This is a genomic window from Paenibacillus lutimineralis, from assembly GCF_003991425.1.
GTDB classification, from domain to species: domain Bacteria; phylum Bacillota; class Bacilli; order Paenibacillales; family Paenibacillaceae; genus Fontibacillus; species Fontibacillus lutimineralis.
This window is the reverse complement of record NZ_CP034346.1, coordinates 4,199,991-4,224,968: the sequence shown is the minus strand read 5'-3', so window position 1 is coordinate 4,224,968 and position 24,978 is coordinate 4,199,991. Positions and strand designations below refer to the sequence as shown.

Here is a 24,978-nt window from a genome sequence, read left to right as displayed (position 1 = left end):
AAGAGGTAGTTCTCGAACAAATAAGAGGTTGAACAAACAAGGGAGACGATCAGAATGAAAAAAGTATATATTGTATCTCACAGTCACTGGGACCGTGAATGGTATTTACCTTATGAGCAGCACCATATGCGCTTGATTCAGCTTGTTGATGATTTGCTGGAGCTGTTTGAGACTGATCCGGAATTCAAGAGCTTCCATCTTGATGGACAGACCATTATTCTCGACGACTATGTGCAGGTCCGTCCTGAGAAGAAGCCGCTGTTGGAGAAGTACATCCGTGAAGGACGCTTTAAGATCGGCCCGTTCTATATTTTGCAGGATGACTTCCTGATCAGCAGTGAAGCAAATACGCGCAACATGCTAATCGGTTTTGAAGAGAGCAAGAAGTGGGGCTCCCCAGTTAAGCTTGGTTATTTCCCGGATACGTTCGGAAATATGGGACAGACACCTCAAATGATGCTCGATGCTGGACTAGATGTCGCAGCCTTTGGCCGTGGTGTGAAGCCGACGGGCTTCAACAATGTCGTTATTAATGATGAGAAATATGCTTCGCAATATTCTGAGATGTGGTGGGAAGGTCCGGACGGCTCGAAAATTCTCGGCCTGCTGTTTGCCAACTGGTACAGCAACGGTAACGAGATTCCGGTAGATAAGGAAGAAGCCAAGTTGTTCTGGGAACGCAAGCTTGCGGATGCATCGCAATACGCTTCCACAGGTCACTTACTGATGATGAATGGTTGTGACCATCAGCCGGTACAAAAAGATCTGTCTGCTGCGATCCGCGTCGCGAATGAATTGTATCCTGAGATTGAGTTCGTTCATAGTAGCTTCGAGGAATATATCGCTGCGCTGAAAGCGGACTTGCCGAAGGAATTAAGTACGGTATCCGGCGAGCTGACTAGTCAGGAAACCGATGGCTGGTATACACTGGCTAATACGTCTTCGGCACGTATCTACTTGAAGCAGATGAATACCGAAGTAGAGCGCCAGTTGGAGAATATCGCCGAGCCACTCGCAACGATGGCTTATACAACTGCCGAGCAATATCCACATGACACTTTGCGTTATGCATGGAAGACGCTGATGCAGAACCATCCACATGATAGCATATGCGGCTGCAGCATCGATGAAGTTCACCAGGAGATGGTAACTCGCTTCAAAAAAGCGAAGGAAGTGGGCAAATTCGTAGCTGATGAAGCGGCTGAGGCGTTGATGGCTCAGATCGACACCAGCGCTTTCCCTGAAGGCTCGAAGCCTTTCGTTATCTTCAATACGGCTGGTTCTGCGAAGACGGACGTAGCAGAAGTAACGATCGAATGGACGAGAAAACCATTTGCACAAGGGACGCCTTCCAAGCTCTATTATGAGCTGAAGGAGTCGAAGCTTCCGGAACTTGCAGTTGTGAACGCCCAAGGCAAAACAGTTGCTGCTGAAATTATCGATGAAGGTGTTACTTTCGGCTATGATCTTCCTAAAGATAAATTCCGTCAGCCTTATATGGGACGGTATGTGAAGGTACGGATGTTCATGGAGCAAATGCCTGCTATGGCTTGGGAGTCCTTCGCATTGGTAGAAGGTTTAGCCGTAGATTTGCAAACTGGGGATGCTATCGTCAAGGAGCAAGGGCGTCTGCTGGAAAATGAATTCCTGAAGGTGACCATTCAAGAGGATGGTTCACTGGATGTACAGAATAAAGAGACAGGCAAGGAATACACAGGCTTGATGGTATTTGAGGATGTTGGTGATATCGCCAATGAGTATATTTTCAAGCAGCCTGAAGGAGACAAAGCCATTCTCTCTACAGGTAAAAAGGCAAGAATTACAGTTCAATCGGCAAATGCCTTCGTCGCGGAAGTGTTGGTGGAGCAAGAGCTGGAGATTCCGGTGTCCGCCGATGAACGTCTGGAAGAGGAAATGAAGGCTGTGATCGAGTTCCGTGATCGCAAAGCTCAGCGCTCCAAGGAGACGGCTATTTTCAAGATTGCAACCAAGATTACACTGCAAAAGGGCAGCAAAAAATTGCAATTCGAGACTTCGTACAACAACCAAATGAAGGATCATCGCTTGCGCGTGTTGTTCCCTACTGGAATCGAGGCGGCATATCATGAAGCCGAGAGCATCTATGAAGTGGTACAACGTCCTAACAAGGTAGATCGTGCTTGGGAAAATCCTACGAATCCGCAGCATCAGCACTCGTTCGTCAATATGCATGACGATCAACACGGCGTTACTGTTGCGAACTTCGGACTGAATGAGTACGAAGTATTGTCGGATCGCGGCACGATTGCATTGACCCTGCTTCGTGCAGTAGGTGAGCTTGGCGACTGGGGTTACTTCCCGACGCCTGAAGCGCAATGCCTTGGCGAAAATACGGTTAAATTCGCAGTTGCATTCCATGGGGATGAAGCGGATAAGCTGAGAACATACCATGAAGCGATGAACTTCCAGGTTCCGTTCAGCGCTTACCAGACGTCGAAGCATGCAGGACAATATGCAGCCGATCATCAATACATGAAGATCGAAGGGGATGCCTTCGCACTGACTGCATTCAAGCGCAAAGAGCATTCAGATGAGATCGTGACGAGAGGCTTCAACATGACCGGAGCCGAGCAGCCGCTTCGCCTGTCGATCGCCGAGCTTACTCCTCAGCGCTGCAATCTGCTGGAAGAGCCAGCAGAGGCTAAGGTGACTGATAAGATCAAGCCGGCTGAGATCGTAAGCTACAGCTGGAGCAAGTAAGTAAATACGGATAATTTCCGAGTATCATAAAGACAGGTTCCTTAATTGCTGTTGCAGCTAAGGAGCCTGTTTTGCTTTAAATAAAGGGTTATTTATTCTTTTACAGCAAACCATACGGTCCATGAATCTTTCTCAACAATAGGTGCAGTATGGTCGATTAATTTATCTTGAATGAATGAGATCAGATCTCGAAGCTGGTCATCAGTCAATTCATGAAGGATGGATCGTCCGGTTCTTAGAAGCAAATCCTCTTTTAACTCCCCAAACTGAGTATATCTCCGTCTCGTTTCCCAAATTGGAACTATTCGATCTATTCGAAATCCATTTGTAAGTAATGCCTGTTGTACTTGATTAGAGTCATATCGACGGGAGACTTCTTTAGTCGCTAGTTTTGGGAATTTTTCGAAGAAAAAACCTCTGATGTGATTTTCGTCTCCAAGAAGAAGGCAATCTTCGGGAGTTCTGTCTTGGATGATCAGAACACCATCTTTTTTCATGATACGGTTAGCTTCTTTGAGACAAGCATTCAAGTCATTCAGATGATGGATTAATGCTCTTTCCAATACGATATCTAACTGATTTTCCGGCAGGGTGGAATGATAGGCATTGCCTTTTAGAAAAGCCGTGTTAGGAAACATACCACAATTTTCTCTCGCAGCAATAAGCATTTCATCAGAGAAATCTATACCGGTAATGTGACCTGCTCTACATTTCGTATGAATGGTATCACGATTTTGTAATTGCTTGACTGTAAACCATGCGTTGTATTTGCTAAAATACAGATATCTGATCATGCACAAGCCATGTATAAGAACGGGGGAGAGCCATGCGATTAGGATCTATTGAAGGTGGAGGAACGAAGTTTGTATGCGGAATCGGGAATGAGGAAGGGGATATTGAAGAACGTATATCTTTTCCAACCACAACGCCTATGGAGACGCTGGACAGAGTGGTCGAGTTCTTTAAGGATAAAGGAGTTCAAGCGATTGGGTTTGGCAGCTTCGGCCCGGTCGATGTGGATAAACAGAGTGATACATATGGCTCAGTGATGGAGACGCCTAAGCCGAATTGGAGCGGCTACCGAGTGGTCGAACATATTAAGCGCAGCCTGAACGTACCGATCGGCTTCGATACGGATGTGAATGCCGCGGCGTTGGGAGAAGCAGCTTGGGGAGCGGCCAGAGGATTAGATAGCTGTCTATATATTACCATCGGTACCGGTATCGGAGCAGGAGCCGTCGCTGAGGGCAATCTGATTCATGGATTGGTGCATCCTGAAATGGGACATATTCTAGTCAGACGCCATCCTGAGGATCACTATGCAGGCCATTGTCCTTTTCATCAGGATTGTCTGGAAGGACTCGCGGCAGGTCCAGCGATTGAAGCAAGATGGAATAGAAAAGGAAATGAGCTCGGGGAGAATCATCCTGCCTGGGTGATGGAGAGCTACTATATTGCACAAGCACTAATGAACTATATCCTTATCCTCTCGCCGAAGAAGATTGTACTGGGTGGAGGCGTCATGGGCCAAAACCAATTGTTCCCGTTGATTCGTGAGCAGGTAAGTCAGCTCCTTCATGGATATGTACAGCATTCCGCCCTTAGTTCCGACATAGACGATTACATCGTTCCGCCGGGATTAGGCAGCAACGCAGGCCTGTGTGGAGGCCTGGCATTGGCAAAGCAGGCTTTTGAAGAATAGTACAGAATATGAAGCTCCATAGCAAATATTGAAGTAAAAATAACCCTGAAGCCCGGCACATAATGCCGGGCTTTTTGTCGAACGCATAAATGAGCCATGGACAGTCATAATAGGAAGGATAGCCATGGGGCTGTCAATTTCGGATAAGGACATCTTAGAAAGGCTGATTAATTTGGAGCTTAATGAGTGGCTGTTCTATTTCTTTGTATATTCACTTTGCGGCTTTCTGCTTGAGAATGTGTACAGCTGGTTCACGACAGGAGTGTTCTGGAAGGAAGGGTATCTGAAAGGTCCGTTTAAACCGATGTACGGATTTGCACCGTTATTTCTGCTAATGCTGTCCGAAGTTGTACAGAGCAAGCCGATCCTGTGGCTAGCCTGTCTGCTTATACCTACTGTAGTTGAATATGTAAGTGGTCTGCTGCTGCATAAGCTGTTCGGCCGAAGATGGTGGGATTATTCAGATTCTCGCATTCAGCTGGACGGCTATATATGTCTGCGCTTCTCTCTGTACTGGGGAGTGTTGTCGTATGTTTTTCTACAGTTCATACATCCGGTTGTAGAGGGGATTTATGACGGAATGGCTGGGTTATGGACGATTGCTGGCCCAATTCTGCTGCTGTTATTCATGATCGATATGCTGCTGACTTATTGGATCCGGCGCAAAGCCTGGAAGCAAGAGTTGATTTGACAAATTTTAATGTGGAGGCGCAGTTAAATGAAGTTCAACAAGGCAAGATGGGGTTTCGTTATGGCTCTTACGTTGGTAGTAATGATGAGTTCTGTACCAGCTAGTTATGCATCTGGTATTTATGAGGAGTCCAGGAATAGGTTGGCTCCATCCGTGTTGAAGACGAGCACAGGTGCAGAGCAGAGACTGGCGATCATTATTGATGACTTTGGCAACGATATGAAAGGAACGGAAGAGATCCTTAGTCTACCAGTGAAGCTTACCGTAGCGGTCATGCCATTTCTTAGAACGAGCGAGAAGGATGCTCGTATGGCTCACGAAAAGGGACATGATGTGATCATTCATCTGCCGATGGAGCCGAAGCAAGGGAAGCCGGAGTGGTTGGGCCCAGGTGCGATTCTGTCAAATATGAGCGATGCCGAGGTTAGAGAGAAGGTGGAGGCGGCCATTAAGAATGTCCCTTACGCTGTCGGAATCAATAATCATATGGGCTCGAAAATAACCGGTGATAAGCGGATCATGAGTGTAATTCTGGATGTATGCAAGGAACATGGCCTCTTCTTTGTAGATAGCAAGACGAATTATCATTCGATTGTAGGTGAGATATGTGATGAGAAAGGGCTGCCACGGCTTCAGAATGATATTTTTCTCGATGATGTTCATTCGGTAAGCCATGTGACTGGACAGCTTAGGAAGGTTCAGGAACGGCTTCAAAAGCAGAATCTCTGTGTCACGATTGGGCATGTCGGGGTTGGCGGACTTAAGACCGCAGAGGCGTTGAAACGAACGATACCGGAAATGAAGCAACGGGGAATTCATTTTGTAGGTATGCTGGATGTGGCCCAAGCAAAAGAAAATCCCGGAAATCCGGGATTAGGGGTTACATTACCGTAAAATATTGAACTATACCGGCGTAAATTGCCTCAGCAATCTTCTGTTGACCGCGTTTGCTAGTAAGCATAGCGCGGTCTTCTGTATTGCTGATAAAACCCGTTTCTACAATAACTGCAGGCGAATCGACATGCTTTAACAAATAGAAAGGTTCGCCAACCTGAGGTAAGCGATGGCTATTGTATAGCGTGTCAAGCGAATTCTGAATGGAAGTAGCCAGGAACACGCTTTGGCCATCATTCTGATGAAGCACTAGCGGGCCTCGTCGAGCTTTGTTGCGTCCCCAATTGACATGCATGCTGACGACAATTGAAGCGGGTACATGCTCACTAAGCTCCTTGCGCTGGGCAAGATCCCGAATATGCCGTGAACGGCTTTTCAACCAACGGTTCTCATCACTCAGGGCGTAATCACCGGTTCGGTTCAATATTGTGCGATACCCGTGACTTCGAAGAAGCATATACAATCTGCGGCTGATGTCAAGATTGATGTCCTTTTCAAGGATGTCTCCATAGGAAGTACCACCATCAATTCCGCCGTGTCCAACATCGATTAGGATCACCGGTTCGGGAAAGGCGAATTTTAAGTCATCAACATCTGCCGAGACCGGGGTACTGTCGATCCATAAACTGAAGAGCATGAGAGCAGCAGCGAGCAGAACAGGTAGTTTTCTTCTCATGACCTCACCTTTCAAGATTTCCGTTTTTCTTCTTCTATATTGAGCGTAAATGGGCGAAAACATGCATCTTCGCCAAATTCAGCACTAAGTTTATTTGACTGGATTATGGAGCAAACTACGTTTAGATAGCTATCACAAAAGGGAGGTGGAATATATGTCCAGCAAGGGTGATGAACTGGTGAAATACATTACGGAGCGGGTAGTTGATTATGTAGAGACACCAAGAGATGTCAGACGTGAACGTTCCCGCGGCAGACAGAGCTGGTCGCAAACCTGGTTTGGAATGATACCATTCTCAATCTCGCTCTGGGTACGTCAAATTCCGTTCCATCGTATACATGTCAAAGGTAAGGAATTGCCACAGAAAGAATATCGCATTAAAGGAAGAGACCCAACCTCACGTAATGTGTAGATGATAGAAAATGAAACAAGCTGCCGAATGAATTGGCAGCTTGTTTGCATTCTACCCCTCCCCTACCGAGTGAAATCACGGCAGGGGGAGGTTGGCAAGGTCAGTAAGCCACGAATTTACCAGCGTCAAGCATGGCTTCGAGGGCTATCCAACGTGGTGAGGATATTGTTCCGCTCTGTACGTAAATTGAGGCTTCGGAGGATGAATGTGCGTCGGCTGAAGATTGCTTCCACAGCTGATATCCAAATATAGGCAACGGGACGGAATAAGTGCGGTCCCCGCTAGAGGAGACATATATGAGACGTTTAGCGGCAGTAATAATCCGTTCAAATGATTGTGGGTTAATATCCAGAGCCTTGCTTGTCATCCACATAATATTATCATATGGATCAAAATGGACTGCTGTTTGTACGGCCTGCGCGGCTGGCATCAGGTCTGAATTTAGATGACTCCCGGCGGCAGAACCGGGAGGTATATATTTGGCAGCCTGCTTGGCGAAGCTCTGCGGTGTTTCCGGTAAATCTTCACCATTCAGCGCATTTAGAAAATAGGAGAAACCTTCTTTGCTGCGGCTTCCAATTCCCCACTCTGCAAGCGTAGGTCCAGCATAGAGCGGGACGACCATACGGTTGGAATTGGAGTCGAGCTTGATTCCGATACTGTCTAGACCCGATTGAAGAGTAGAGCGCGAGAATATGGAGTCTTCGCCTGTCCCATATTCGATCAGCTTGTATTCGCCGCGGTTTGTCACGGAGATGATCAGGTATCCGGCTGAAGTCGAGTGGCCTACAGAGGATTTGTCCTGTTCATCGGTACTTATGGTGACAAGCCAACTGTGAGTTCCTGGTCCCAGCGGCTCTATGACCGTTTCGGCGTTCTTCCAGTGAGCGAAGGATTTTGTAGCTGAGAGACGAAGGATCGTATCTTCGGCAAATTCCCTGAGTCCAACAGGTGCCGCTGATTGAATTGAAGAGGTCTGAGTTGGTGCGGCTAGCGTTCGGGCGATGAATACCTGAGCTTCGAATCCGGACGGAAGAAGAATACCTGTACATAGCAATATTTTCAACATCAGTGAAATCGGTTTACGGAGATTTACATGCATTAGACGCGAGTCACCCCTGTCATTAATTTATATCGCTTGTCCCATTGTACAGAAGCTGCCGCAAAAAGAGTGTTGCAACCTGTCAAACGGGTATGAAACAGGATGCTTCTATTTTTGTGACCTTTTAGCGAGAAGCGTCAATTTCTGGATCGAGCGCCGTCAACGCGGCGAACGTAGGTGAAAGATGCCGTAGTTGATGACGGATACGACAATTCTCGGCTCGTACTGCCAGCGGATTTCACTGTGCCTTGCTTCATACTGCCCGGCAACCTCCTGCTTACGCTCTTCATCTGATTCGTTCAATAGAGGTTGATAATAGGCATCAATGAGCTCAAGCTCCTCTCTCAGCCTGATTGCCGCTGCATCTGCCCAAGACATATCATAGGTGGATAGTATATCGTGCATTCTCTGTTCGAGGGTATCTCTACCTTCCGCAAGAGACAGCTCGGATGGCTCGATACTGACATTCTCAGGCAAGCGGGGGACAAGCTGTATGCTCGCCAGCCGGTTGGTGAAGAGTTCATCAATTCGGCCGCTCAATAGAGAGATGCCCATAAAGTGCATCTCCTCCCGTTTGATATCACAGCAAAATTCCAGCTTGAAGCAGACTCCGAGCCAGGGCTCATAGGACGCTGGAAAGAGCGTCATGCGCTGCCGTTGACCGGGGTCTTCAAACAAATATACGCAGCGTCCTCCTTGTCTGGCTGCCGTGAAGATTTGCTTGAGTCGTGGGCTTCCAAACGTGAGTACTTCCTTCTGAATCCGTCCGGGTCCCAGGATCGGAAGGGGGCGGATGGGTCCGAAGTAGCGTCCAAGAACGCTGTCATCGGCCGATCCGGCAGCAGGTGGCTGCCCCGCAGTGTGAGTGGAGCCTAGCTGGGACGGTCCTGAGCCTGCGCCAGACTGCGCACTGTTCTTGCTATCGTTCTGCTCCTGCAGCGCCTCATAAGCCTCTGTATCAAATACAAACGAGAAGCTCATCGTCTCCGGCTCTACGCCGGTACGCTCTACGAATCCCCAGTAGTAGGGGCGATTCGTCAGATCACGATCCGCTTGCGGTGAGAGCTTGACGGTAACATGATACGGGGATTTCTCAAGGATTTGGCAATCTGTAGCGTCCAAATATGTCATGACATACTGTTGTATTTGCTCCTGTGTCATCGTCATATGTCAATTATCCTCCAAGCAGCTGTTCAAAATTTCCATCCTGCTCCCGTTCTGAAATTTCACGGTCCAGTTCGGATTTGATCGTATTCAGTGAGTTGCCGAGGGAATTCACACCTTTGGCGAGTTCCTCATCGTTACTTGATTCCAGCAAAATCTTGTAGATGCTCTTCTCGAGCGAGCCCTTCTTCTCGAACCGTTCGAGGATGACATCAAGCTGGCCGATGACCGATTCGAACAGATTGATTTTCTCATGCAGGAGGTTCACGATATGCTCTTCAATGGTGCCTTTGGTCGACAAATTGAATATATTCACATCGTTTTGCTGACCGAGCCGATGCACCCGTCCGATCCGCTGCTCGACACGCATCGGATTCCAGGGCAGATCGAAGTTGATCATATTGTGGCAGAATTGCAGGTTGATTCCTTCGCCCCCAGCCTCTGTGGCGATCATGACCTGTGCCTTGCCGCGGAACAGATCCATCATCCAGTCCTTTTTACCCCGGTTCATACCGCCGCGGTAAGGAACGGATACAAGATTGCGGTCACTGAAATATTTTAATAAATATTCCTGGGTCGCCCGATATTCTGTAAATACGATCACTTTCTCATTCATCTCACGGATCAGCTCCATCGTCTTCTCCGCTTTGCTGTTCGCTTGAATCGTCTTAATAATTCCGACCAGATCCCAGATATCGTCACGCAGTGGAGAATCCGTGGCCAGCTTCTTGGACAGGTTGACCAGTGTGACGAAGACGGCATCGCGGCTGCTGCATACTTCCCTCTGTAGGGTGACCAGAGAGAACATACTGCCCATGTCAGCGCCTGCTGCCCGATATTGGTTCTTGATAAAGGAAGTTACGCCATTGTAGAGGTTCTTCTCCTCAGAGGAGAGCTCGACATGCACATTGCGTACGATCCTCTTCTTGAAGTCCAACTGGCCTTCGCCGCGACGGTTTCGGATCAATACTTTTGACAGCTCACCCTTGAGGGTTTGCTCGTTCTTGGCAACGCGTTTGTCGAGGACAAAGTTGGCCGCAAAATCGTTCTGTCCCCCAAGCTGACCTGGCTTGAGTAAAGTGATCAGATTGAACAGTTCGCTCAAATCGTTCTGGATCGGCGTAGCGGTCAAGAGTAGACAATATTTTTTACGCAACTGCAGCATGAACTGGTAGTTGGTTGATTTTTTGTTTTTTAATTTATGCGCTTCATCGACAATGACCATATCATATTCATAATCGGTCAGAATTTTCTTGTGAGGGTCGCGCTTGGCCGTATCCATCGATGCGACGACAATATCGTTATGCCATGAATGCTCTTTCTTCTGGGCTACAGCAGAGATACCGAACTTCTGATTTAATTCTCTCACCCATTGCAGAACCAGCGAGGCTGGAACGAGAATAAGAACTTTCTTGACAAGTCCGCGAATGATATATTCTTTCAGAATCAACCCAGCTTCGATCGTCTTGCCTAAGCCAACCTCATCGGCAAGAATAGCTCTACCGCGCATCTCGAACATCACCTTCTGTGCCGTATCAATCTGATGAGGCAGTGGATCGAATTGATTAAGATGGCCCAGGCATAGCATTTCTTCAAAACTGGTAACGAGCAGGGAAGCTTCGGCCTGGGAGGCCAGATTGAACAATCGCCAATCATCCCAGGGGCCGCCCTTTTTTAATCTCACATCAAGATCTTCATACCAATTCCGTTCAAATTCGATGGGAACACCGGCTAACATATTCTTCATGTCCGGATTTGGGGGATGAGGGTTCAAGATGATATAACCTCCCTTTGTCTAACGCTTTCGTTGTCTAGTTGCTGTAGGTAGTATGGACGAAAAACAAAAAGGATATAACTTGGGCCGAAATAGATAGGAATTTGGAGTATTTAGAAGTTTGGACAGGAAGGTGTCGCTTTAATAGTCTAAATTAAAATAATGATCGTTGTGACAACCATATGTAGTGTAGTATAATGGTTAGAGAACACTACATATTGAGATTTGTACATATTATTGTAACAATTCTAAGTGTGTAAATGCATAACAGGAACCATGTTTATAGGCTTCAATCTCGTAATTACTGCTTGATTCCGGCTATATTCTTGTCAGCGGTAGCTCCGCTAAGCGGTATTACTTTTTTGAGCTTTTTTTGTTTGTGTTTTTGTTGAAATTTGCTAACACTATATCAGTCGTTATTATTTATGATTCGGATGGAATCGAACAAGAACCGGCTGAGAGGTGCAGAACAGTTCTGATAATTAGGAGGGTGTTTTCTTTGAAAACGAAGCAAAATCAGCGCCTGGAAGGGCTAAGCGAGAAAATCTTCTTGGATCGGTACGCGTGGAAGAATCCTGATCCGAGCCATGCCAAGGTTGGGGACGTCGTTCTTGTCTTGACCAAGGATGATCCTAAATTTCCGACGAAGGAAGTAGGCGAAGTGGTCGCTCGCGACGGTCAGTCGGCTACTGTTAAGACACGCAGCGGTGCGCTGGTAGAGGCAGATGTCGAGAAGCTGACGTTGAATATCGAGAAGACACCTGAAGAGATGTGGGATCGACTGGCTAATGCGATGGCTTCGGTGGAAGAAACTCCAGAGAAGCAAGCGGAATGGTCGGAGAAGTTCCGTGGTATATTGGAAGATTGGAAGCTCGTACCAGGGGGACGGATTGCCGCAGGGGCAGGAGCCAGCGATGAGTTGACACTGTTCAACTGCTATGTCATTCCTTCTCCTAAGGATAGCCGTGGCGGTATTATGGAGACGTTGAGTGAAATGACGGAGATTATGGCCCGCGGCGGCGGTGTCGGAATCAATCTCAGTTCGCTTCGTCCTCGTCGTGCTGTAGTCAAAGGCGTTAACGGTTCATCGAGCGGTGCGGTATCCTGGGGCGGATTGTTCAGCTATACGACGGGTCTGATTGAGCAAGGAGGCAGCCGTCGCGGCGCTTTGATGCTTATGATCAACGACTGGCATCCGGATGTGCTTGATTTCATTACGGTTAAACAGACGATGGGACAAGTCACTAACGCGAACTTGTCGGTATGCGTAAGCAATGCGTTCATGAAAGCTGTCAAAGAGGATTTGGATTGGGAATTGGTCTTTCCGGACACCACTGATGACGATTACACTGAAGTATGGGATGGCGATCTCGATAAATGGAGAGCTGCCGGACGTAAAGTTGTACATTACCGGACAGTGAAGGCACGGGAAATCTGGCATACGATCATCGAATCGGCTTGGAAATCGGCTGAGCCTGGGGTCGTGTTCATGGAATACTACAATCAAATGTCTAATAGCTGGTACTTTAACCCGATCATCTGCACGAACCCATGCGGAGAGCAAGGTTTGCCTGGCTGGGGCGTATGTAACCTGTCGGCAATTAATTTGTCCAAGTTCTATGATGAAGAGAAACATGAAGTGAATTGGGATGAACTGGCGGTTACGACACGCTATTCTGTGCGTTTCCTGGATAATGTCATTACCAAGACGCCATATCATTTTGAAGAAAATGAGCAGAATCAGAAGAAGGAACGCCGCGTAGGTTTGGGAACGATGGGGCTGGCTGAGCTCATGATCAAGCTTCATATCCGTTACGGCAGTCCGGAATCGTTGGAATTCCTTGATAAATTGTACGGCTTTATCGCTAAGGAAGCGTATCTCGCATCTGCAGAGATCGCAGCTGAGAAAGGGTCTTTCCCTGCATTTGAAGCGGACAAATACTTGCAAAGCGGCTTCATGAAGGTGATAACTGAGGTATATCCGGAAGTGGAAGATGCGATTCGTGAGAAAGGGGTTCGTAATGTAACCCTGATTACACAGGCTCCGACCGGAAGTACGGGTACGATGGTTGGTACTTCGACAGGCATCGAGCCCTATTTCGCTTTCAAATATTATCGTCAAAGCCGGCTCGGCTTCGACGAGCAATTCGTGCCAATCGCTCAGGAATGGATGGACGCGCATCCAGGTGAAGAATTGCCGGATTATTATGTGACAGCGATGAGCTTGTCTGCAGAGGATCATATCCGCGTGCAAGCGGCGATCCAACGCTGGGTAGACAGCTCGATTTCCAAGACGGCGAACTGCCCGGCCGATTTCACAGTTGAAGATACGAAGCGCTTATATGAGCTTGCCTTCGATCTCGGTTGTAAAGGGGTTACGATCTACCGCGATGGCAGCCGTGATGTGCAAGTCCTGCAGACCGAGAAGAAGGAAGACAAGGAGGCTAAGGCACCTGCTGCGAGTGAAGCTGCATCGAATGGCGGATCGTCAGAAGACAGCAACACTAGTATCGCTGTTGGTAAGAAAGCGGTGGAAGATAAGCAATATAAGAAGCGTCCACAAGTGCTTCGCGGCGCTACGTACAAGATCAACACGCCATTCGGTATGGCCTACATTACAATTAATGATCTGAACGGAATTCCGAGTGAGATCTTCCTGAATGTCGGTAAGGCAGGTTCTGACGTATTCGCAATGGCAGAAGCGCTGGGTCGTGTCTGCTCCCTGTTCCTCCGTTATGGGGATCATGGGGAGAAGGTAGAATTGCTGATCAAGCACCTTAAGGGAATCGGCGGCTCCGGGGCGATCGGTTTCGGTCCGAACCGCGTCGAATCCATCGCTGACGCCGTTGCCAAAGCGTTGGAAATTCATGTGCAAAGCGATCATTTCGGCGGAGACCATGATCCGGCTCCGGTTGCTGCGACGGTAGCTCATCACCATGACGAGCAGACCCATGATCACGATCACGATAACGACCAACGGTATAATGCACCACCCGCATCACGCGACCTGTGTCCATCCTGCGGCTCGGCATCGCTGATCAATATCGAGGGCTGCAAGACCTGCAGCAACTGTGGTTACAGTAAGTGCGGATAATGAAAGGAAGTTAGTAACGACACACAAAAAGGCGCAATTCCATTAGGAATGCGCCTTTTTGTTTGGTGTCATAAATATTGAGAATATTTCCAAAATTGTTGAGAACTAATTTTCAATATTTATGATAAATGAACAATTATACGGTTACTTGCATTGAGGGTGTGATATAGAGAAAAATGTCCATTACTTGCAGAGAATTGATTGAACTCACATCCTATTGACAATATAAAGACGGGGTAGTAATCTAACAAAAAAACATACGCTACCGTATTTTGAGGTGAATCATGCAATTAACTAGAGAAGACTGGGTTAAAGCTGGATTAAATAAATTAGCCGAAGCTGGAATTCATGAAGTTCGTATTGAAATACTTGCTCGGACGCTAAAAATAAGTAAAGGCAGCTTTTATCACTACTTTCGTGACCGTAAAGAACTTCTAGATTCCATGATGGATTATTGGGAAATGTATGCGACAAAACGGATCATTCATAGTATTGAACAAGATAATTCCTCATTGGAAGATCTGCTTCACATTAGTATTAATCCGGACAAGAGAATTGAGATTGGCATTTATGTCTGGGCGAAACATGAACCTATGGTGGCATCCCGTTTAGTTGATATCGAGGAACAAAGAATTAATTGTATTGCCAAGCTATATCAAAAGAAGGGTTTGATACCTTCTGATGCGATAGACAGGGCCAGACTTACTTATTTATCTTATGTAGGTTGGATGACCCGGTTTGATGCTAATTCTAATTTTGATATAGAAAAAATGTTCAAGATATTAATAAATATGTGATTTCTTTGCTGTTAGTGGTTTTAATGTTTATGGAAACCTTGTTAGGCTTTTTAAGCAAGTTAATATAGGGTGATATTGGAGGCGTTCTAATGATATCAGTTATGACATTATCTGCTGTAAGTCTTTTGGGTCTGATCAGTATCTTACATGTTTATTGGGCGTGTGGGGGGCGCTTGGGTGTCGGTGCGGTAATACCTTCAAAAGCTGGGGAGTATAAACCTGCTTTTGTTCCTGGTAAGATGGGCACACTTTCTGTGGCAATCCTTATTTTAGCGGTATGCTTCATTCTTCTGGTTCAGGGCGGTTATATGGATTACTTTATAGCGAATACCATTACAAGAATTGGGTGTATCATAAGCGCTTTTGTTTTCTTTCTTCGGGCGATTGGTGACTTTAGATATGTAGGATTTTTCAAAAAAATAAAGCACTCTGTATTCGCAAAATATGATTCATGGTTCTATTCTCCACTTTGTTTATATTTTGGGATAACATGTGCGATTCTTTTGTTTTGATCGATAGCGATGTGAAACGTACCACAAACGTTGAAAGTTAATCAACCTATCGAGATTTATGATGGTGCGGAAGTCCTGCAAGTTGAGACTGGCATGGACGTAACTTGTCTCTCTCCTTTCCAACTCGAGGCATAAAACCAAGGATGCTCAAACAAAAATATTTGCTTTCCGATGTTCCCGGTCTATTGGCCGTCGTTATGGAAGATCATGATTCGCCGGAACGATGAGACATGCAGTTTGCGAATGTTGTTTTTATCTGCAAAATGTGCGGATTTTGGCCTGGGAAAATAGTTAAGTAGTGAGAAATTCCTTGCGGCGCACGGGTTTAAATACATATAGGCTGTGCACCAATGAAACATGAGAAAGTACAAGTGGAACTAGTTGTTTTATATGCAGCATGGAGAACACCAAAAAAAGCGATCAAGGCAACCGGTCTCTGCCGGAGGCTACGACCGCTTTTTGGTTCTTTCCGCCAACTCCGTAATCGACTCTCTATCTTGATCGGTTAATTGATCAAGAAAATGCTTGCGTATTGCCTTTGAGACAATAGGTAAGGCCTCATCCAAAGCCGATTTTCCGACAGGAGTAATGATGACCTGAACACCGCGGTCAGCGTCAAATGGTCTCCTCATAATAAGACCCCGTTTTTCCATCCGTGTTAAATGATGGGATAATCTGCTCTTATCCCAGTCCATCGAGTCAGCTAGTTCCTGTTGCCGAAGCCTACCATCCCCGAATTGGATTAACCGGTCCAACACTCCAAAATCCCCTTCAGATAGTCCGGTGTGCTCAGACATCTCTTTCACAACGCGACCAAAGATCTGTTTGAAGGTGCCTTTCCACATATTCCATAGTTTCATTTCATCTTTGTTCAGTTCGTTTATATCCATACAAATATAATATCATGGTTGACACATCAACCACAAGATGTTAAAGTGCGTTTAGGTTGACATGTCAACCTCGAAGGTATGGTTACCTTTCAAATATACTTAAGGAGTGTGTTATCACATGGAATATGTAAAACTTGGACGTAGTGGATTAGAGGTTTCAAAGTTAAGCCTTGGAACCATGAGCTTCGGAGTACCTGAACGCGGCAATACCTCATGGTCTCTGGATGAGGAGCAAAGCAGACCGATTATTAAGAAGGCACTCGAATCGGGCATCAACTTTTTCAGTACCGCCAATATGTATTCCGACGGAACAAGCGAAGAAATTCTCGGGCGTGCCTTAAAGGACTTCACTAATCGTGACGAAGTCGTCATAGCTACAAAGGTATTTGTTCCAATGCGCAAAGGCCCGAATACAATGGGGCTTTCCCGCAAAGCCATCATGACCGAAATTGATAATAGTCTAAGACGGCTTGGGACAGATTACGTTGATTTGTACCAGATCCATCGTTGGGATCCTAACACGCCAATTGAGGAGACAATGGAGACTCTTCACGATTTAGTTAAGGCGGGCAAGGTCAGATATATTGGAGCATCCTCCATGCTGGCATGGCAATTCGCGAAAGCTCAGCATGTCGCGGAGCGCAATGGCTGGACACGATTCATTGCCATGGAGAATAGATTAAACCTACTCTATCGGGAAGAAGAAAGGGAAATGCTTCCCCTTTGTAAAGATGAGGGAGTTGGCGTCACTCCTTACCTTCCTTTGGCTGCTGGTCGGTTAACCCGGGATTGGAATGAGCAGACCTCACGATCTATGAAGGATCAGGTAGCAAAGGCGTTGTTTATTAAAACGGAAGAGGCTGATCGCAAAGTCGCAGAACGAGTTGCGGAGGTTGCCGCTAACCGAGGAATTCCACGAGCACAGGTTGCTCTTGCATGGTTGCTGCAAAAAGAAGAAGTCACTGCCCCGATTATAGGGTCGACTAAAATCAGCCATCTGGAAGATGCAGTTTCGGCATTGTCGGTTAAATTGACGCCTGAAGAAATCGCGAGTTTAGAAGAACTGTATATACCACATCCAATAGTATAACTAAGACGCCAATAGAGTGTACATCTGCTAATCGTGCAAAGTATGATTTGTATAAAAGTCTTTTATAAGCGAAATCCTATGAAAAGAACTCTTCATGGATAAAATTCATGAAGAGTTCTTCATTTCATAGGATTTCGCCTTTTGCAGTGTTACGGGGAACCGTATCACAAATAACGGCGAAAAAAATTAAAGTTGTAACTCTAACACTAGAGCGTTGAAGAGATTATACATTTTGGAAAGGGAACGGACCACCCAAAGCTTCGCATTTAACATGTGCCGGTTATCTATTGTCGGACGCCCTACTTGTGGTAACAAATCTTTCATAGGCTGTCACTCATCCTCTATGAATTCAATTCGATGAGTCGACGCTTAGAAAGCCCGGTTTGGATGTGATCCTGTGACAGCATTTAAGTATTAGCGTGCGTTTTTATTTTCTCTTAGTACCAAAGTTAGGGATGATATCAGGAGTACTAATATACTACCCAATAACAACCAAACGACATTTTTAAAAACAACTAAAGTATGGGCTTGGTCTAGTCCACTAGTTAAATTTTTAGTATATAGCAAGGTGATTACAGCTGTGCCTATAGATGCTCCAATTCGTTGCAGCATGTTTAGGATAGGTGCGGAATCAGGTATTTGATCGGGAGCAACCGTGGTTAAACCGGCAGTCATAGCTGGAACAGTGGCTAGTGCTGTACCTAGTCCCCAAATGAAGAAAATGAGGGCAACCCAAGTTGTACCTGTATTTACTTCAATAAAAATTAGCGAAAGCATGGATATCGTCATGATGATACCACCTGTAAATATAAGTCTTCCAGCTCCATATCGGTCTGTAAAACGACCCGCAAGCGGAAAACCAACAGCTGTGCCAATAACTTGAGGCAAGATTAGTTGACTTGCAGTAATCAGACTCAAGTGGCGGACATCTGTTAAGTAATGGGGGAGAAGCAGCTGTGCTCCGAAGTTTATTGCACCACCCAAGAACATAACGACAGCAGCTACTGAAAATACCCTATTACCAAATAATCTTAGTTGTAATATGGGTTTTTCACGTCTTAATGACCTTACAACAAAGCCAATGATAAGAACGGCTCCTATAATGATAGAAGTGCCAATCGGAACTGCGTTTGCGGTGTTTCCAATGGAGGTTACACCATAAATGAGCAGAGGTACGCCACTTAATATGAATAAAAAGCCAATCCAATCAAATTTACCAGCCTCAGAAACCTCGATTTTTGGCAGCCACTTCAAACCAGCAAAGAACGCTACCATACCAAGAGGGATGTTGATCCAGAATAGCCAAGGCCAGCTTAAACTACTAAGAATAGCACTGCTTAAGGTGGTACCTAACGTTGGAGCAACAACAACGGCTATACCTACGATGCTTACCACTCTACCAAGACGCTTCGGACCTGCTGCTATGCTCGTGATAGTTTGCCCGGCAGGTACAAGCAAACCACCTGATAAGCCCTGCAGAACTCTACAGATGATAAGCATATAAATCCCTTTTGATTCTGCACACAATATTGAAAAAACCATGAACAAAACCAGGCTAATTAGCCAGAGTTTGGTTGGTCCAAGTTTACGGGATAACCAGGCACTGAGGGGGACACCTGCAGCTAGAGATAAAAAGTATCCTGTAGCTATCCATTGTGCAATGGAACTTGAAGTATGCAGACTTGCTGCGATTGAGGGTAGGGCTGTGTTAAGCATTGTAGAAGACAACATAGATGTAAATGCACCAAGAACAATAATTATGGCTTGCCCCCATAATATAAAGGGTATAGGGGCAAGTTTAGCAGATTGTTTATCAGAGCTAGTCATTACGAGTTTCCTCCCAAGTGATAATTGTGTTTAATAATACCGGGTTAAGAAGCTGGGTTAATATGACCGGATATTTTCCAGGTGCAGCCGGCATAATACATCGGCATATACGATTGCGCTGTCGTCCATTTTGATGGGCACATCTCACTCGATTTGCACGTTTCAGCAGTTTTTAAATTCATTGTGTTAGCTCCTCTCGATATAAGTAACATGAATCTATCATCGATAGATTTAAGAACGATTTAAATCATAATCTATCACTGATAGATTTGTCAATATGATATACTAGATCATTGATAGGTTTTAATACGGAATAAGGAGAATTTTTAAATATGGCAAAGATAAAACGTGAAGATGTTATAGAAGAGGCGCTTGAACTTCTTAAAGAGGGTGGATTAGAGGTGATTACAACAAGGCGTTTGGCACAGAGATTGGGAGTTGAATCAGCATCACTTTATTGGCATGTAAAAGATAAAGCAACGCTGCTTGGTGAGATGGCTTCTACAATAATCGCCAGATATCACACCATTAAGACGCCACATGATACGGAACAATGGGAGAAATGGTTCATAGATCATGCTTACAGCTTTAGAAATGCTTTATTAGCTTATCCAGATGGAGCGATGCTTCATGCAGGCTCAATTCCCACTTTTAATGATCTTGTTCAATTAGCGCCTAAAACTGAATATTTAGTACAAGCAGGTTTTTCGGAGAGAGAAGCTCAAATGGCCCTGCTGACCATGGGCCAATTTACTTTGGGATCTGTAATGGAAGAACAAACACGAAATAAAAGGAGAATATTAAAATCATCTCCTATGGAGAAGGTTAAAGAGTCTCAACGCGATGCAGATATCGATACATTAACTTCCAATGTAATGAATACGATTGAGAACGAGGCAGAAAATGCTTTTGAATTTGGAATACAACTTATCATTAAAGGATTGAAAAAATAGAGCGGTGGAGGGAACCGTGTCGAATGTTCGCGGGGAATTTATAATTATTTAGACTGTGTTAGTGGTTATAGGAATTTTGTTAAGGTAAGGGATTAAGTGTTTAGTTTAACTAACGGGAAACACTAGTTAAATGAAAGATTAAAACCTCCCATTAAGAAGCAAACCTAAATTTAATAGGTCTAATGGGAGGTTATGTGAAGCTAAACGGGACCTTGCTTGTGAGCGAGGCATATGTAACGCCAATTTATCTTGGGAATTATTCTAAGGTCAAGGTACAAGCGAACGGCCATGCTCAATGGTTTACCATCCCGGCAGAAGCAGCCGGCAGAACAATGACGGTCAACTTTCCAAAGAAGGGTTCTTTCACAGTATATGATGAGGAAGGAGAATACCCTCTCAACTATTCCATCGTCAGCGGCAACAACAAAGTGACTCTGCCTAAGGGTGGAACGATCGTATTTTCCGGTACGCCAGGATCTGAATTTACAATAACAATGAAATAAGATGTATTGAATAAAAGTTAGCTCAACAATCAGGGTGGCAGTCGCCGCAGCAAATGTTCCACATGTTCTCCGATGACCATTTTGAGCTGTAACAAAGAGATTCTTAATCGAGGAATAAACTGTAGTGCTTCAACTAACGGAGAACATTAGCATAAACGGCAACAGGCTTCCGAAGAATCGGAAGCCTGTTCAACTAACGGGGAACGGTCCGTGACTCCAGAAGTCAATGATTGGAATTCCCTTATGAAACTAAATGCGTCGAAGATAACTAAATTTATAGTTTGTTTTAACATTTTTTTAAGAATTGTTGAATAAGCTCACTGATCTCTTTAGCATGTGTTTCGAGAGCAAAATGCCCAGTATCAAGTAAATGGACTTCCGCAGATGGAATGTCACGCTTATAAGCTTCAGCTCCAGCAGGGAGGAAGGCAGGGTCATTTTTACCCCATACGGCTAAAAGTTTAGGTTGATACTTACGGAAATAAGCTTGAAAATCAGGATAACGATCCACATTTGTTCGATAATCAAGAATCAAGTCCAGTTGGATTTCTTCAGCTTCTGGGCGCGACATGAAAGCAATATCTAAGGAATAACCGTCTGGTGAAACAAGGCTGGCATCAGCTCCATGTAGATACTGAAAGTTGCGAATGGTCTCAGGGGTCAAGGAATCGCGACATGCTTCACGATTTTCAGGTGTTGGAGAGTGCCAATACGTCTCCCAGGATCCCCATACGTCACTAAATCCCTCAATATAAGCGTTGCCATTCTGACTAATAATTGCTTGAACTCTTTCCGGGTGAGCCACTGCCAAACGATAACCAACAGGTGCACCGTAATCAAACACATAAAGTACATACTGTTTGAGAGCTAATGCTTCAGTAAAACCTTCAATAACTTGGAACAGGCTATCAAATGTGAATTTAAATTGACTGTGCGGCGGAGTTGTTGTATGACCGAATCCAGCGAGATCAGGGGCAATGACACGGTATTGTTCTGCCAGTTTGGGAATTAGATCGCGAAACATATGACTTGAAGATGGAAAACCGTGTAATAATAAAATAACTTGACCGTCCTTAGGGCCGGCTTCACGATAAAAAACTTCGACATCTCCAACCTTTTGTTGATGATAACTAATCTTCATTTTTATATCTCCTTCTGAATTTTTTATTAAGATGTCCCATATGTCCCATTAGAGTTCTTTCTAACCAGCATCATGATGTTTCTGTGATTTGATGGCGTTATGGTAATTGGTTTTGAACTACGGTTATCGTATAATAAAAATACATATTTGACTAACGAATAAATCGAATATCTACTATTTCAAATTGAAATATAGAAAGGTGATTGATGTGATAGATTCATTAGAAGGTCGTTTTATTCTGGCGTTTATTGCCTTACTTGAAGAAAAAAGTTTCAGTCGAGCTGCAGATCGTTTAGGTTATGTTCAATCCACAGTAACCACTCATATCCAACAGTTGGAAAAAATTAGCGGGCAAAAATTGTTTCATAGATATCCACGAGGGATAGAACTTACGGAAGCGGGGAAGGTATTTTCCAAATATGCTTATCAGTATGTTCACTTTAGTCAATCCCTTAAAGAAAGTATGAATGAACTGGATCAGCCATGCGGAACAATACGTATTAGAACACAAGAATCTTTTTTTCTTACACGGATGCTTCCCTTTGTTCAGGAATACACGAGAAATTCTCCAAGCGTAAATTTGCGTATTGAACAAGGATCGCATCAAGACATCCTAAAAGGTGTACTGGATTATGAACTAGATTTTGGAATTGTTCCTCAAAATCCGAATCGCCATGAAATTCTTTTTTATCCAATTATGGAAGAGACGATCGTTTTTGCTGCATCTGAGGATGTATCTCGGAAAGTGAGAAATACGGGAGTCCAGATTCTAAATGACGAACTTTTTATCAGTAGCGGCACATCTTGTTTGTATCATACGACTGCTGTAGATGTTTTAAAAGATGCTGGGATTATGGTTAAAGATGCGTTGGAACTACCAAGTCTTGAGATGATAAAACAATATGTAAGCTGTGGGAAAGGTTATGCCTTAGTCCCTGAAATAGCTATCAACAATGAACTAAAGATTGGTACACTAAAGATCCTTCCGTTTAATTCCAAAATGAGTTTTTCGCATGGTCTAATTGTTCATAAAAATCGTGAGCTTAGTTTTACTGCAAAAAGTTTCCAATCTGAATTCCTGTGTTTTTTTAATAGGTATATGAGTTAGTGCACATTTTGTCTAAAACTTGGGTAGCTTCTTACTTTTGATAGAAACAATGGTTTCACATCGTTTAAGTTGCTATAATGATCACTCACCATATTGTCCTTGTAAATTTGTTTTGATTAGCTGTTCCGCACTAAAAACAAGAATAAAATGTTCTTTCGCCTGTTGAGGAACGGCGATCTTTACATTAGGGGGGCAACTGGTACTCGGCGGACTGAATGGGCCCGTTCCTTTTAAGGCCGATCTTAATCAGCTGTTTGCGAAAACCAAGTATATGCTTGTCTATCACGATAATATAGACGCATGGGTGAAGAATCATATTGTGCCTACAAGTTATTGCAGCAAATGATCGCAAGGGTAATGAATGTAAGCGTAAAAAAAGTCCCCATCTAGCGATCAGGTGGAGACTTTTTTACACTTATTTGAGAAATATGCTGTTTTATGCCGATAGCGGTCGCGCCTATCCGAGACCTGACCGCTATTGTTACGCCGACCACAGTAGTTGAGTTAGTCCGCGTGTGCGACGGCGCTTATTTCTATCAATTGCTCAGGGAACGCAAGATATGTCACGCCTATGAGACTGCCTGCAGGCCGGTGTTGCCCTACGTATTCCTTGAACAGCCGGATGACCGGCTCGGAATGTTCTTGAGCGTTTGTCAAATAGATCTCCACATAAGCGAGGTTCGACCTCGTGACATTAAATCCCGCCAGCACGCGATCAAGATTTTCGAGCGTCTGCCGAGTCTGTGCCTCGATATCGCCTTCGCCAACGAATGTGCCCTCTGTGTTGTGGGAAAATTGTCCTGAAATGTAGATAGTTCCGTTTACGGAGTATCCCTGGGTAATTCCGTGATCCCAAAGATCGTGATTGTAGGTTTTGACATTAGTCATTTCATTCTCTCCTTTACTTAAAGTAAGGTTAGTATAGAATGAAAGCATATAAAGAAATAGTACGCACTTTATTGATAGGTACTATCAGAAAGGATAGTGTAAATATGAGTATGGCCGAATATAAAGGTAAAGTTAAGAATATTCAAGATACACCTTTTGGTTATACATTGTCGGTTATTGGCGGTAAATGGAAAATGGTTATTATTTACCTCCTAGCAGAAAACCAACCGGTTCGCTTTAATGATCTGAAAAGACAGATAGGAGCTATTACTTATAAAACATTGAGTTCACAACTTAAAGAATTGGAAGCAGATGGTATGGTGAAACGAAAAGAGTATCCTCAAGTTCCCCCTAAAGTCGAGTACAGTCTTACAGATAAAGGGGAAACACTGTTACCCGTTTTGGAAGAGTTATGTGAATGGGGAGTAAAAAATCAAACTGATTAAATTAAATCCAGTTTTCTAATTGTTATCGGTATTAGTGAGACCATACTGTTGATGGCTGGAGAACCCATAGCGTAGAGGATGAAGAGCCGAGCGGCCATTTAAAACGGGTTATTCGAGGGTAATCCATCCGATTCCAAACGAGATTTTGCACTAGCTGTACGGAAAGATAACAATTCTGAATATGTCGCAAAAACATGTTTATCTCTTGAAATGGCTTACCAAAACGCTAGGGTACTTGCTAAACCAGACAATGAATGGTTAAAACCACTTTAAATAACGATGAAAATCTATACAACTGAGAAATGCCGGTAATCCTTAGCATACAGGATACCGGCATTTTTTCTGTCAATCAGAGCTTCGCGTACAAAATCCGCATATTGTTGGCAGTACCCCAGGAACAGCTTGCCCGTTCTTGTCAGCCGGGTGCTGCGCGTGGTGCGGATGACGTAGTTCCAAAATGACCACGTCCGCTCATGTACTGATTTAGTTGTAATCCCTTGTCGGATGGCACGTGGTGACTTGGGTGATGACACCGAAGCGGAACAGAATCCCGCCATTGTCGGGAACGGTGGAAA

24 protein-coding genes and 1 pseudogene are annotated in these 24,978 nt (G+C 44.8%); 14 read left to right on the top strand and 11 right to left on the bottom strand.

Annotation, left to right across the window (positions count from 1 at the left end; all coding sequences use genetic code 11):
* Positions 1-54: 54 nt before the first annotated feature.
* A complete protein-coding gene (locus tag EI981_RS18635) occupies positions 55-2,739 on the top strand; it encodes an alpha-mannosidase (protein WP_127000695.1) in 2,685 nt (894 codons plus the stop codon).
* 92 nt (positions 2,740-2,831) lie between these two features.
* Here EI981_RS18635 and EI981_RS18630 read toward each other — a convergent pair whose 3' ends face one another.
* Complete coding sequence (locus EI981_RS18630; protein ID WP_127000693.1) at positions 2,832-3,533, bottom strand: class I SAM-dependent methyltransferase; 702 nt, start codon at positions 3,531-3,533, stop codon at positions 2,832-2,834.
* 32 nt (positions 3,534-3,565) lie between these two features.
* Here EI981_RS18630 and EI981_RS18625 point away from each other — a divergent pair, with 32 nt between their 5' ends.
* The 3 genes from EI981_RS18625 (at position 3,566) to EI981_RS18615 (ending at position 6,026) form a co-directional block, all read left to right on the top strand.
* Positions 3,566-4,441 (top strand): ROK family protein, encoded by an 876-nt coding sequence (locus EI981_RS18625; RefSeq protein ID WP_127000691.1) that lies wholly within the window; start codon positions 3,566-3,568, stop codon positions 4,439-4,441.
* Between the two features lie 124 nt (positions 4,442-4,565).
* Positions 4,566-5,132: a putative ABC transporter permease gene (locus tag EI981_RS18620; RefSeq protein WP_127000689.1), complete on the top strand. Its 567-nt coding sequence runs from the start codon at positions 4,566-4,568 to the stop codon at positions 5,130-5,132.
* 27 nt (positions 5,133-5,159) lie between these two features.
* Positions 5,160-6,026, top strand: a complete 867-nt coding sequence (locus EI981_RS18615) for a divergent polysaccharide deacetylase family protein (protein WP_227011493.1) — start codon at positions 5,160-5,162, stop codon at positions 6,024-6,026.
* On the opposite strand, the gene EI981_RS18610 is transcribed toward EI981_RS18615, so the two are convergent.
* Positions 6,013-6,702 carry an N-acetylmuramoyl-L-alanine amidase family protein gene (locus EI981_RS18610; RefSeq protein WP_127000687.1) on the bottom strand — a complete coding sequence of 230 codons (690 nt, stop codon included), beginning with the start codon at positions 6,700-6,702 and terminating at the stop codon, positions 6,013-6,015. The two genes, EI981_RS18615 and EI981_RS18610, sit on opposite strands and share 14 nt — an antisense overlap.
* Positions 6,703-6,856: 154 nt before the next feature.
* Between EI981_RS18610 and EI981_RS18605 the strand changes: the two genes are divergently transcribed.
* Positions 6,857-7,114 (top strand): YqzE family protein, encoded by a 258-nt coding sequence (locus EI981_RS18605; RefSeq protein WP_127000685.1) that lies wholly within the window; start codon positions 6,857-6,859, stop codon positions 7,112-7,114.
* Between the two features lie 100 nt (positions 7,115-7,214).
* Here the strand turns inward: EI981_RS18605 and EI981_RS18600 are convergent, their stop codons facing one another.
* The 3 genes from EI981_RS18600 to EI981_RS18590 form a co-directional block, all read right to left on the bottom strand.
* Entirely contained in the window at positions 7,215-8,216 is a 1,002-nt protein-coding gene (locus EI981_RS18600) for a hypothetical protein (protein ID WP_127000683.1), read from the bottom strand.
* Positions 8,217-8,375: 159 nt separating this feature from the next.
* The gene (locus EI981_RS18595) at positions 8,376-9,383 is read right to left on the bottom strand and encodes a YqhG family protein (RefSeq protein ID WP_127000681.1); all 1,008 of its coding nucleotides are present in this window, start codon (positions 9,381-9,383) and stop codon (positions 8,376-8,378) included.
* A 7-nt stretch (positions 9,384-9,390) separates the two neighbouring features.
* Positions 9,391-11,118, bottom strand: coding sequence for a DEAD/DEAH box helicase (locus EI981_RS18590; protein ID WP_418789076.1), 1,728 nt, complete (start codon positions 11,116-11,118; stop codon positions 9,391-9,393).
* Positions 11,119-11,653: 535 nt separating this feature from the next.
* On the opposite strand from EI981_RS18590, the gene EI981_RS18585 reads away from it, so the two are divergent.
* From EI981_RS18585 to EI981_RS18575, 3 genes are all read left to right on the top strand, one after another.
* Positions 11,654-14,248, top strand: a complete 2,595-nt coding sequence (locus tag EI981_RS18585) for an adenosylcobalamin-dependent ribonucleoside-diphosphate reductase (protein ID WP_127000676.1) — start codon at positions 11,654-11,656, stop codon at positions 14,246-14,248.
* 284 nt (positions 14,249-14,532) lie between these two features.
* On the top strand, positions 14,533-15,045 hold the full coding sequence (locus EI981_RS18580) for a TetR/AcrR family transcriptional regulator (RefSeq protein ID WP_127000674.1): 513 nt from the start codon (positions 14,533-14,535) through the stop codon (positions 15,043-15,045).
* An 89-nt stretch (positions 15,046-15,134) separates the two neighbouring features.
* Complete coding sequence (locus EI981_RS18575) at positions 15,135-15,557, top strand: DUF3995 domain-containing protein (protein ID WP_127000672.1); 423 nt, start codon at positions 15,135-15,137, stop codon at positions 15,555-15,557.
* 446 nt (positions 15,558-16,003) lie between these two features.
* Here EI981_RS18575 and EI981_RS18570 read toward each other — a convergent pair whose 3' ends face one another.
* A complete protein-coding gene (locus tag EI981_RS18570) occupies positions 16,004-16,417 on the bottom strand; it encodes a MarR family winged helix-turn-helix transcriptional regulator (RefSeq protein WP_227011492.1) in 414 nt (137 codons plus the stop codon).
* A 148-nt stretch (positions 16,418-16,565) separates the two neighbouring features.
* Between EI981_RS18570 and EI981_RS18565 the strand changes: the two genes are divergently transcribed.
* Positions 16,566-17,537, top strand: a complete 972-nt coding sequence (locus EI981_RS18565) for an aldo/keto reductase (protein ID WP_127000668.1) — start codon at positions 16,566-16,568, stop codon at positions 17,535-17,537.
* Positions 17,538-17,951: 414 nt separating this feature from the next.
* Here the strand turns inward: EI981_RS18565 and EI981_RS18560 are convergent, their stop codons facing one another.
* Both EI981_RS18560 and EI981_RS29070 read right to left on the bottom strand, forming a co-directional pair.
* Positions 17,952-19,364 (bottom strand): DHA2 family efflux MFS transporter permease subunit, encoded by a 1,413-nt coding sequence (locus EI981_RS18560; protein WP_127000666.1) that lies wholly within the window; start codon positions 19,362-19,364, stop codon positions 17,952-17,954.
* A 44-nt stretch (positions 19,365-19,408) separates the two neighbouring features.
* Positions 19,409-19,546 carry a hypothetical protein gene (locus tag EI981_RS29070; protein WP_162616211.1) on the bottom strand — a complete coding sequence of 46 codons (138 nt, stop codon included), beginning with the start codon at positions 19,544-19,546 and terminating at the stop codon, positions 19,409-19,411.
* Between the two features lie 150 nt (positions 19,547-19,696).
* On the opposite strand from EI981_RS29070, the gene EI981_RS18555 reads away from it, so the two are divergent.
* Together EI981_RS18555 and EI981_RS18550 are read left to right on the top strand one after the other, a co-directional pair.
* Complete coding sequence (locus EI981_RS18555) at positions 19,697-20,317, top strand: TetR/AcrR family transcriptional regulator C-terminal domain-containing protein (RefSeq protein WP_127000664.1); 621 nt, start codon at positions 19,697-19,699, stop codon at positions 20,315-20,317.
* Between the two features lie 194 nt (positions 20,318-20,511).
* Complete coding sequence (locus EI981_RS18550; RefSeq protein WP_127000662.1) at positions 20,512-20,820, top strand: hypothetical protein; 309 nt, start codon at positions 20,512-20,514, stop codon at positions 20,818-20,820.
* 286 nt (positions 20,821-21,106) lie between these two features.
* On the opposite strand, the gene EI981_RS18545 is transcribed toward EI981_RS18550, so the two are convergent.
* On the bottom strand, positions 21,107-21,961 hold the full coding sequence (locus EI981_RS18545) for an alpha/beta fold hydrolase (protein ID WP_127000660.1): 855 nt from the start codon (positions 21,959-21,961) through the stop codon (positions 21,107-21,109).
* A 184-nt stretch (positions 21,962-22,145) separates the two neighbouring features.
* Here EI981_RS18545 and EI981_RS18540 point away from each other — a divergent pair, with 184 nt between their 5' ends.
* Positions 22,146-23,069, top strand: coding sequence for a LysR family transcriptional regulator (locus tag EI981_RS18540; protein WP_335926198.1), 924 nt, complete (start codon positions 22,146-22,148; stop codon positions 23,067-23,069).
* 504 nt (positions 23,070-23,573) lie between these two features.
* Here the strand turns inward: EI981_RS18540 and EI981_RS18530 are convergent.
* Positions 23,574-23,957: a RidA family protein gene (locus EI981_RS18530; protein WP_127000656.1), complete on the bottom strand. Its 384-nt coding sequence runs from the start codon at positions 23,955-23,957 to the stop codon at positions 23,574-23,576.
* A 104-nt stretch (positions 23,958-24,061) separates the two neighbouring features.
* Here EI981_RS18530 and EI981_RS18525 point away from each other — a divergent pair, with 104 nt between their 5' ends.
* Complete coding sequence (locus EI981_RS18525) at positions 24,062-24,403, top strand: winged helix-turn-helix transcriptional regulator (RefSeq protein ID WP_127004821.1); 342 nt, start codon at positions 24,062-24,064, stop codon at positions 24,401-24,403.
* Between the two features lie 186 nt (positions 24,404-24,589).
* Positions 24,590-24,676, top strand: a pseudogene (locus EI981_RS30285) (DUF3825 domain-containing protein); the annotation flags it as partial.
* A gap of 14 nt (positions 24,677-24,690) precedes the next feature.
* Here EI981_RS30285 and EI981_RS18515 read toward each other — a convergent pair.
* Positions 24,691-24,960 carry a hypothetical protein gene (locus EI981_RS18515; protein ID WP_162616210.1) on the bottom strand — a complete coding sequence of 90 codons (270 nt, stop codon included), beginning with the start codon at positions 24,958-24,960 and terminating at the stop codon, positions 24,691-24,693.
* Between the last annotated feature and the right edge of the window lie 18 nt (positions 24,961-24,978).

Coding starts and splice junctions, on each gene's coding strand:
- EI981_RS18560 (WP_127000666.1), bottom strand. CDS start 19,364: ATGACTAGCTCTGATAAACAATCTGCTAAACTTGCCCCTATACCCTTT.
- EI981_RS18615 (WP_227011493.1), top strand. CDS start 5,160: ATGAAGTTCAACAAGGCAAGATGGGGTTTCGTTATGGCTCTTACGTTG.
- EI981_RS18595 (WP_127000681.1), bottom strand. CDS start 9,383: ATGACGATGACACAGGAGCAAATACAACAGTATGTCATGACATATTTG.
- EI981_RS18575 (WP_127000672.1), top strand. CDS start 15,135: ATGATATCAGTTATGACATTATCTGCTGTAAGTCTTTTGGGTCTGATC.
- EI981_RS18605 (WP_127000685.1), top strand. CDS start 6,857: ATGTCCAGCAAGGGTGATGAACTGGTGAAATACATTACGGAGCGGGTA.
- EI981_RS18565 (WP_127000668.1), top strand. CDS start 16,566: ATGGAATATGTAAAACTTGGACGTAGTGGATTAGAGGTTTCAAAGTTA.
- EI981_RS18590 (WP_418789076.1), bottom strand. CDS start 11,118: ATGTTAGCCGGTGTTCCCATCGAATTTGAACGGAATTGGTATGAAGAT.
- EI981_RS18555 (WP_127000664.1), top strand. CDS start 19,697: ATGGCAAAGATAAAACGTGAAGATGTTATAGAAGAGGCGCTTGAACTT.
- EI981_RS18545 (WP_127000660.1), bottom strand. CDS start 21,961: ATGAAGATTAGTTATCATCAACAAAAGGTTGGAGATGTCGAAGTTTTT.
- EI981_RS18515 (WP_162616210.1), bottom strand. CDS start 24,960: ATGGCGGGATTCTGTTCCGCTTCGGTGTCATCACCCAAGTCACCACGT.
- EI981_RS18610 (WP_127000687.1), bottom strand. CDS start 6,702: ATGAGAAGAAAACTACCTGTTCTGCTCGCTGCTGCTCTCATGCTCTTC.
- EI981_RS18620 (WP_127000689.1), top strand. CDS start 4,566: ATGGGGCTGTCAATTTCGGATAAGGACATCTTAGAAAGGCTGATTAAT.
- EI981_RS18625 (WP_127000691.1), top strand. CDS start 3,566: ATGCGATTAGGATCTATTGAAGGTGGAGGAACGAAGTTTGTATGCGGA.
- EI981_RS18530 (WP_127000656.1), bottom strand. CDS start 23,957: ATGACTAATGTCAAAACCTACAATCACGATCTTTGGGATCACGGAATT.
- EI981_RS29070 (WP_162616211.1), bottom strand. CDS start 19,546: ATGAATTTAAAAACTGCTGAAACGTGCAAATCGAGTGAGATGTGCCCA.
- EI981_RS18525 (WP_127004821.1), top strand. CDS start 24,062: ATGAGTATGGCCGAATATAAAGGTAAAGTTAAGAATATTCAAGATACA.
- EI981_RS18570 (WP_227011492.1), bottom strand. CDS start 16,417: ATGAAACTATGGAATATGTGGAAAGGCACCTTCAAACAGATCTTTGGT.
- EI981_RS18600 (WP_127000683.1), bottom strand. CDS start 8,216: ATGCATGTAAATCTCCGTAAACCGATTTCACTGATGTTGAAAATATTG.
- EI981_RS18630 (WP_127000693.1), bottom strand. CDS start 3,533: ATGATCAGATATCTGTATTTTAGCAAATACAACGCATGGTTTACAGTC.
- EI981_RS18580 (WP_127000674.1), top strand. CDS start 14,533: ATGCAATTAACTAGAGAAGACTGGGTTAAAGCTGGATTAAATAAATTA.
- EI981_RS18635 (WP_127000695.1), top strand. CDS start 55: ATGAAAAAAGTATATATTGTATCTCACAGTCACTGGGACCGTGAATGG.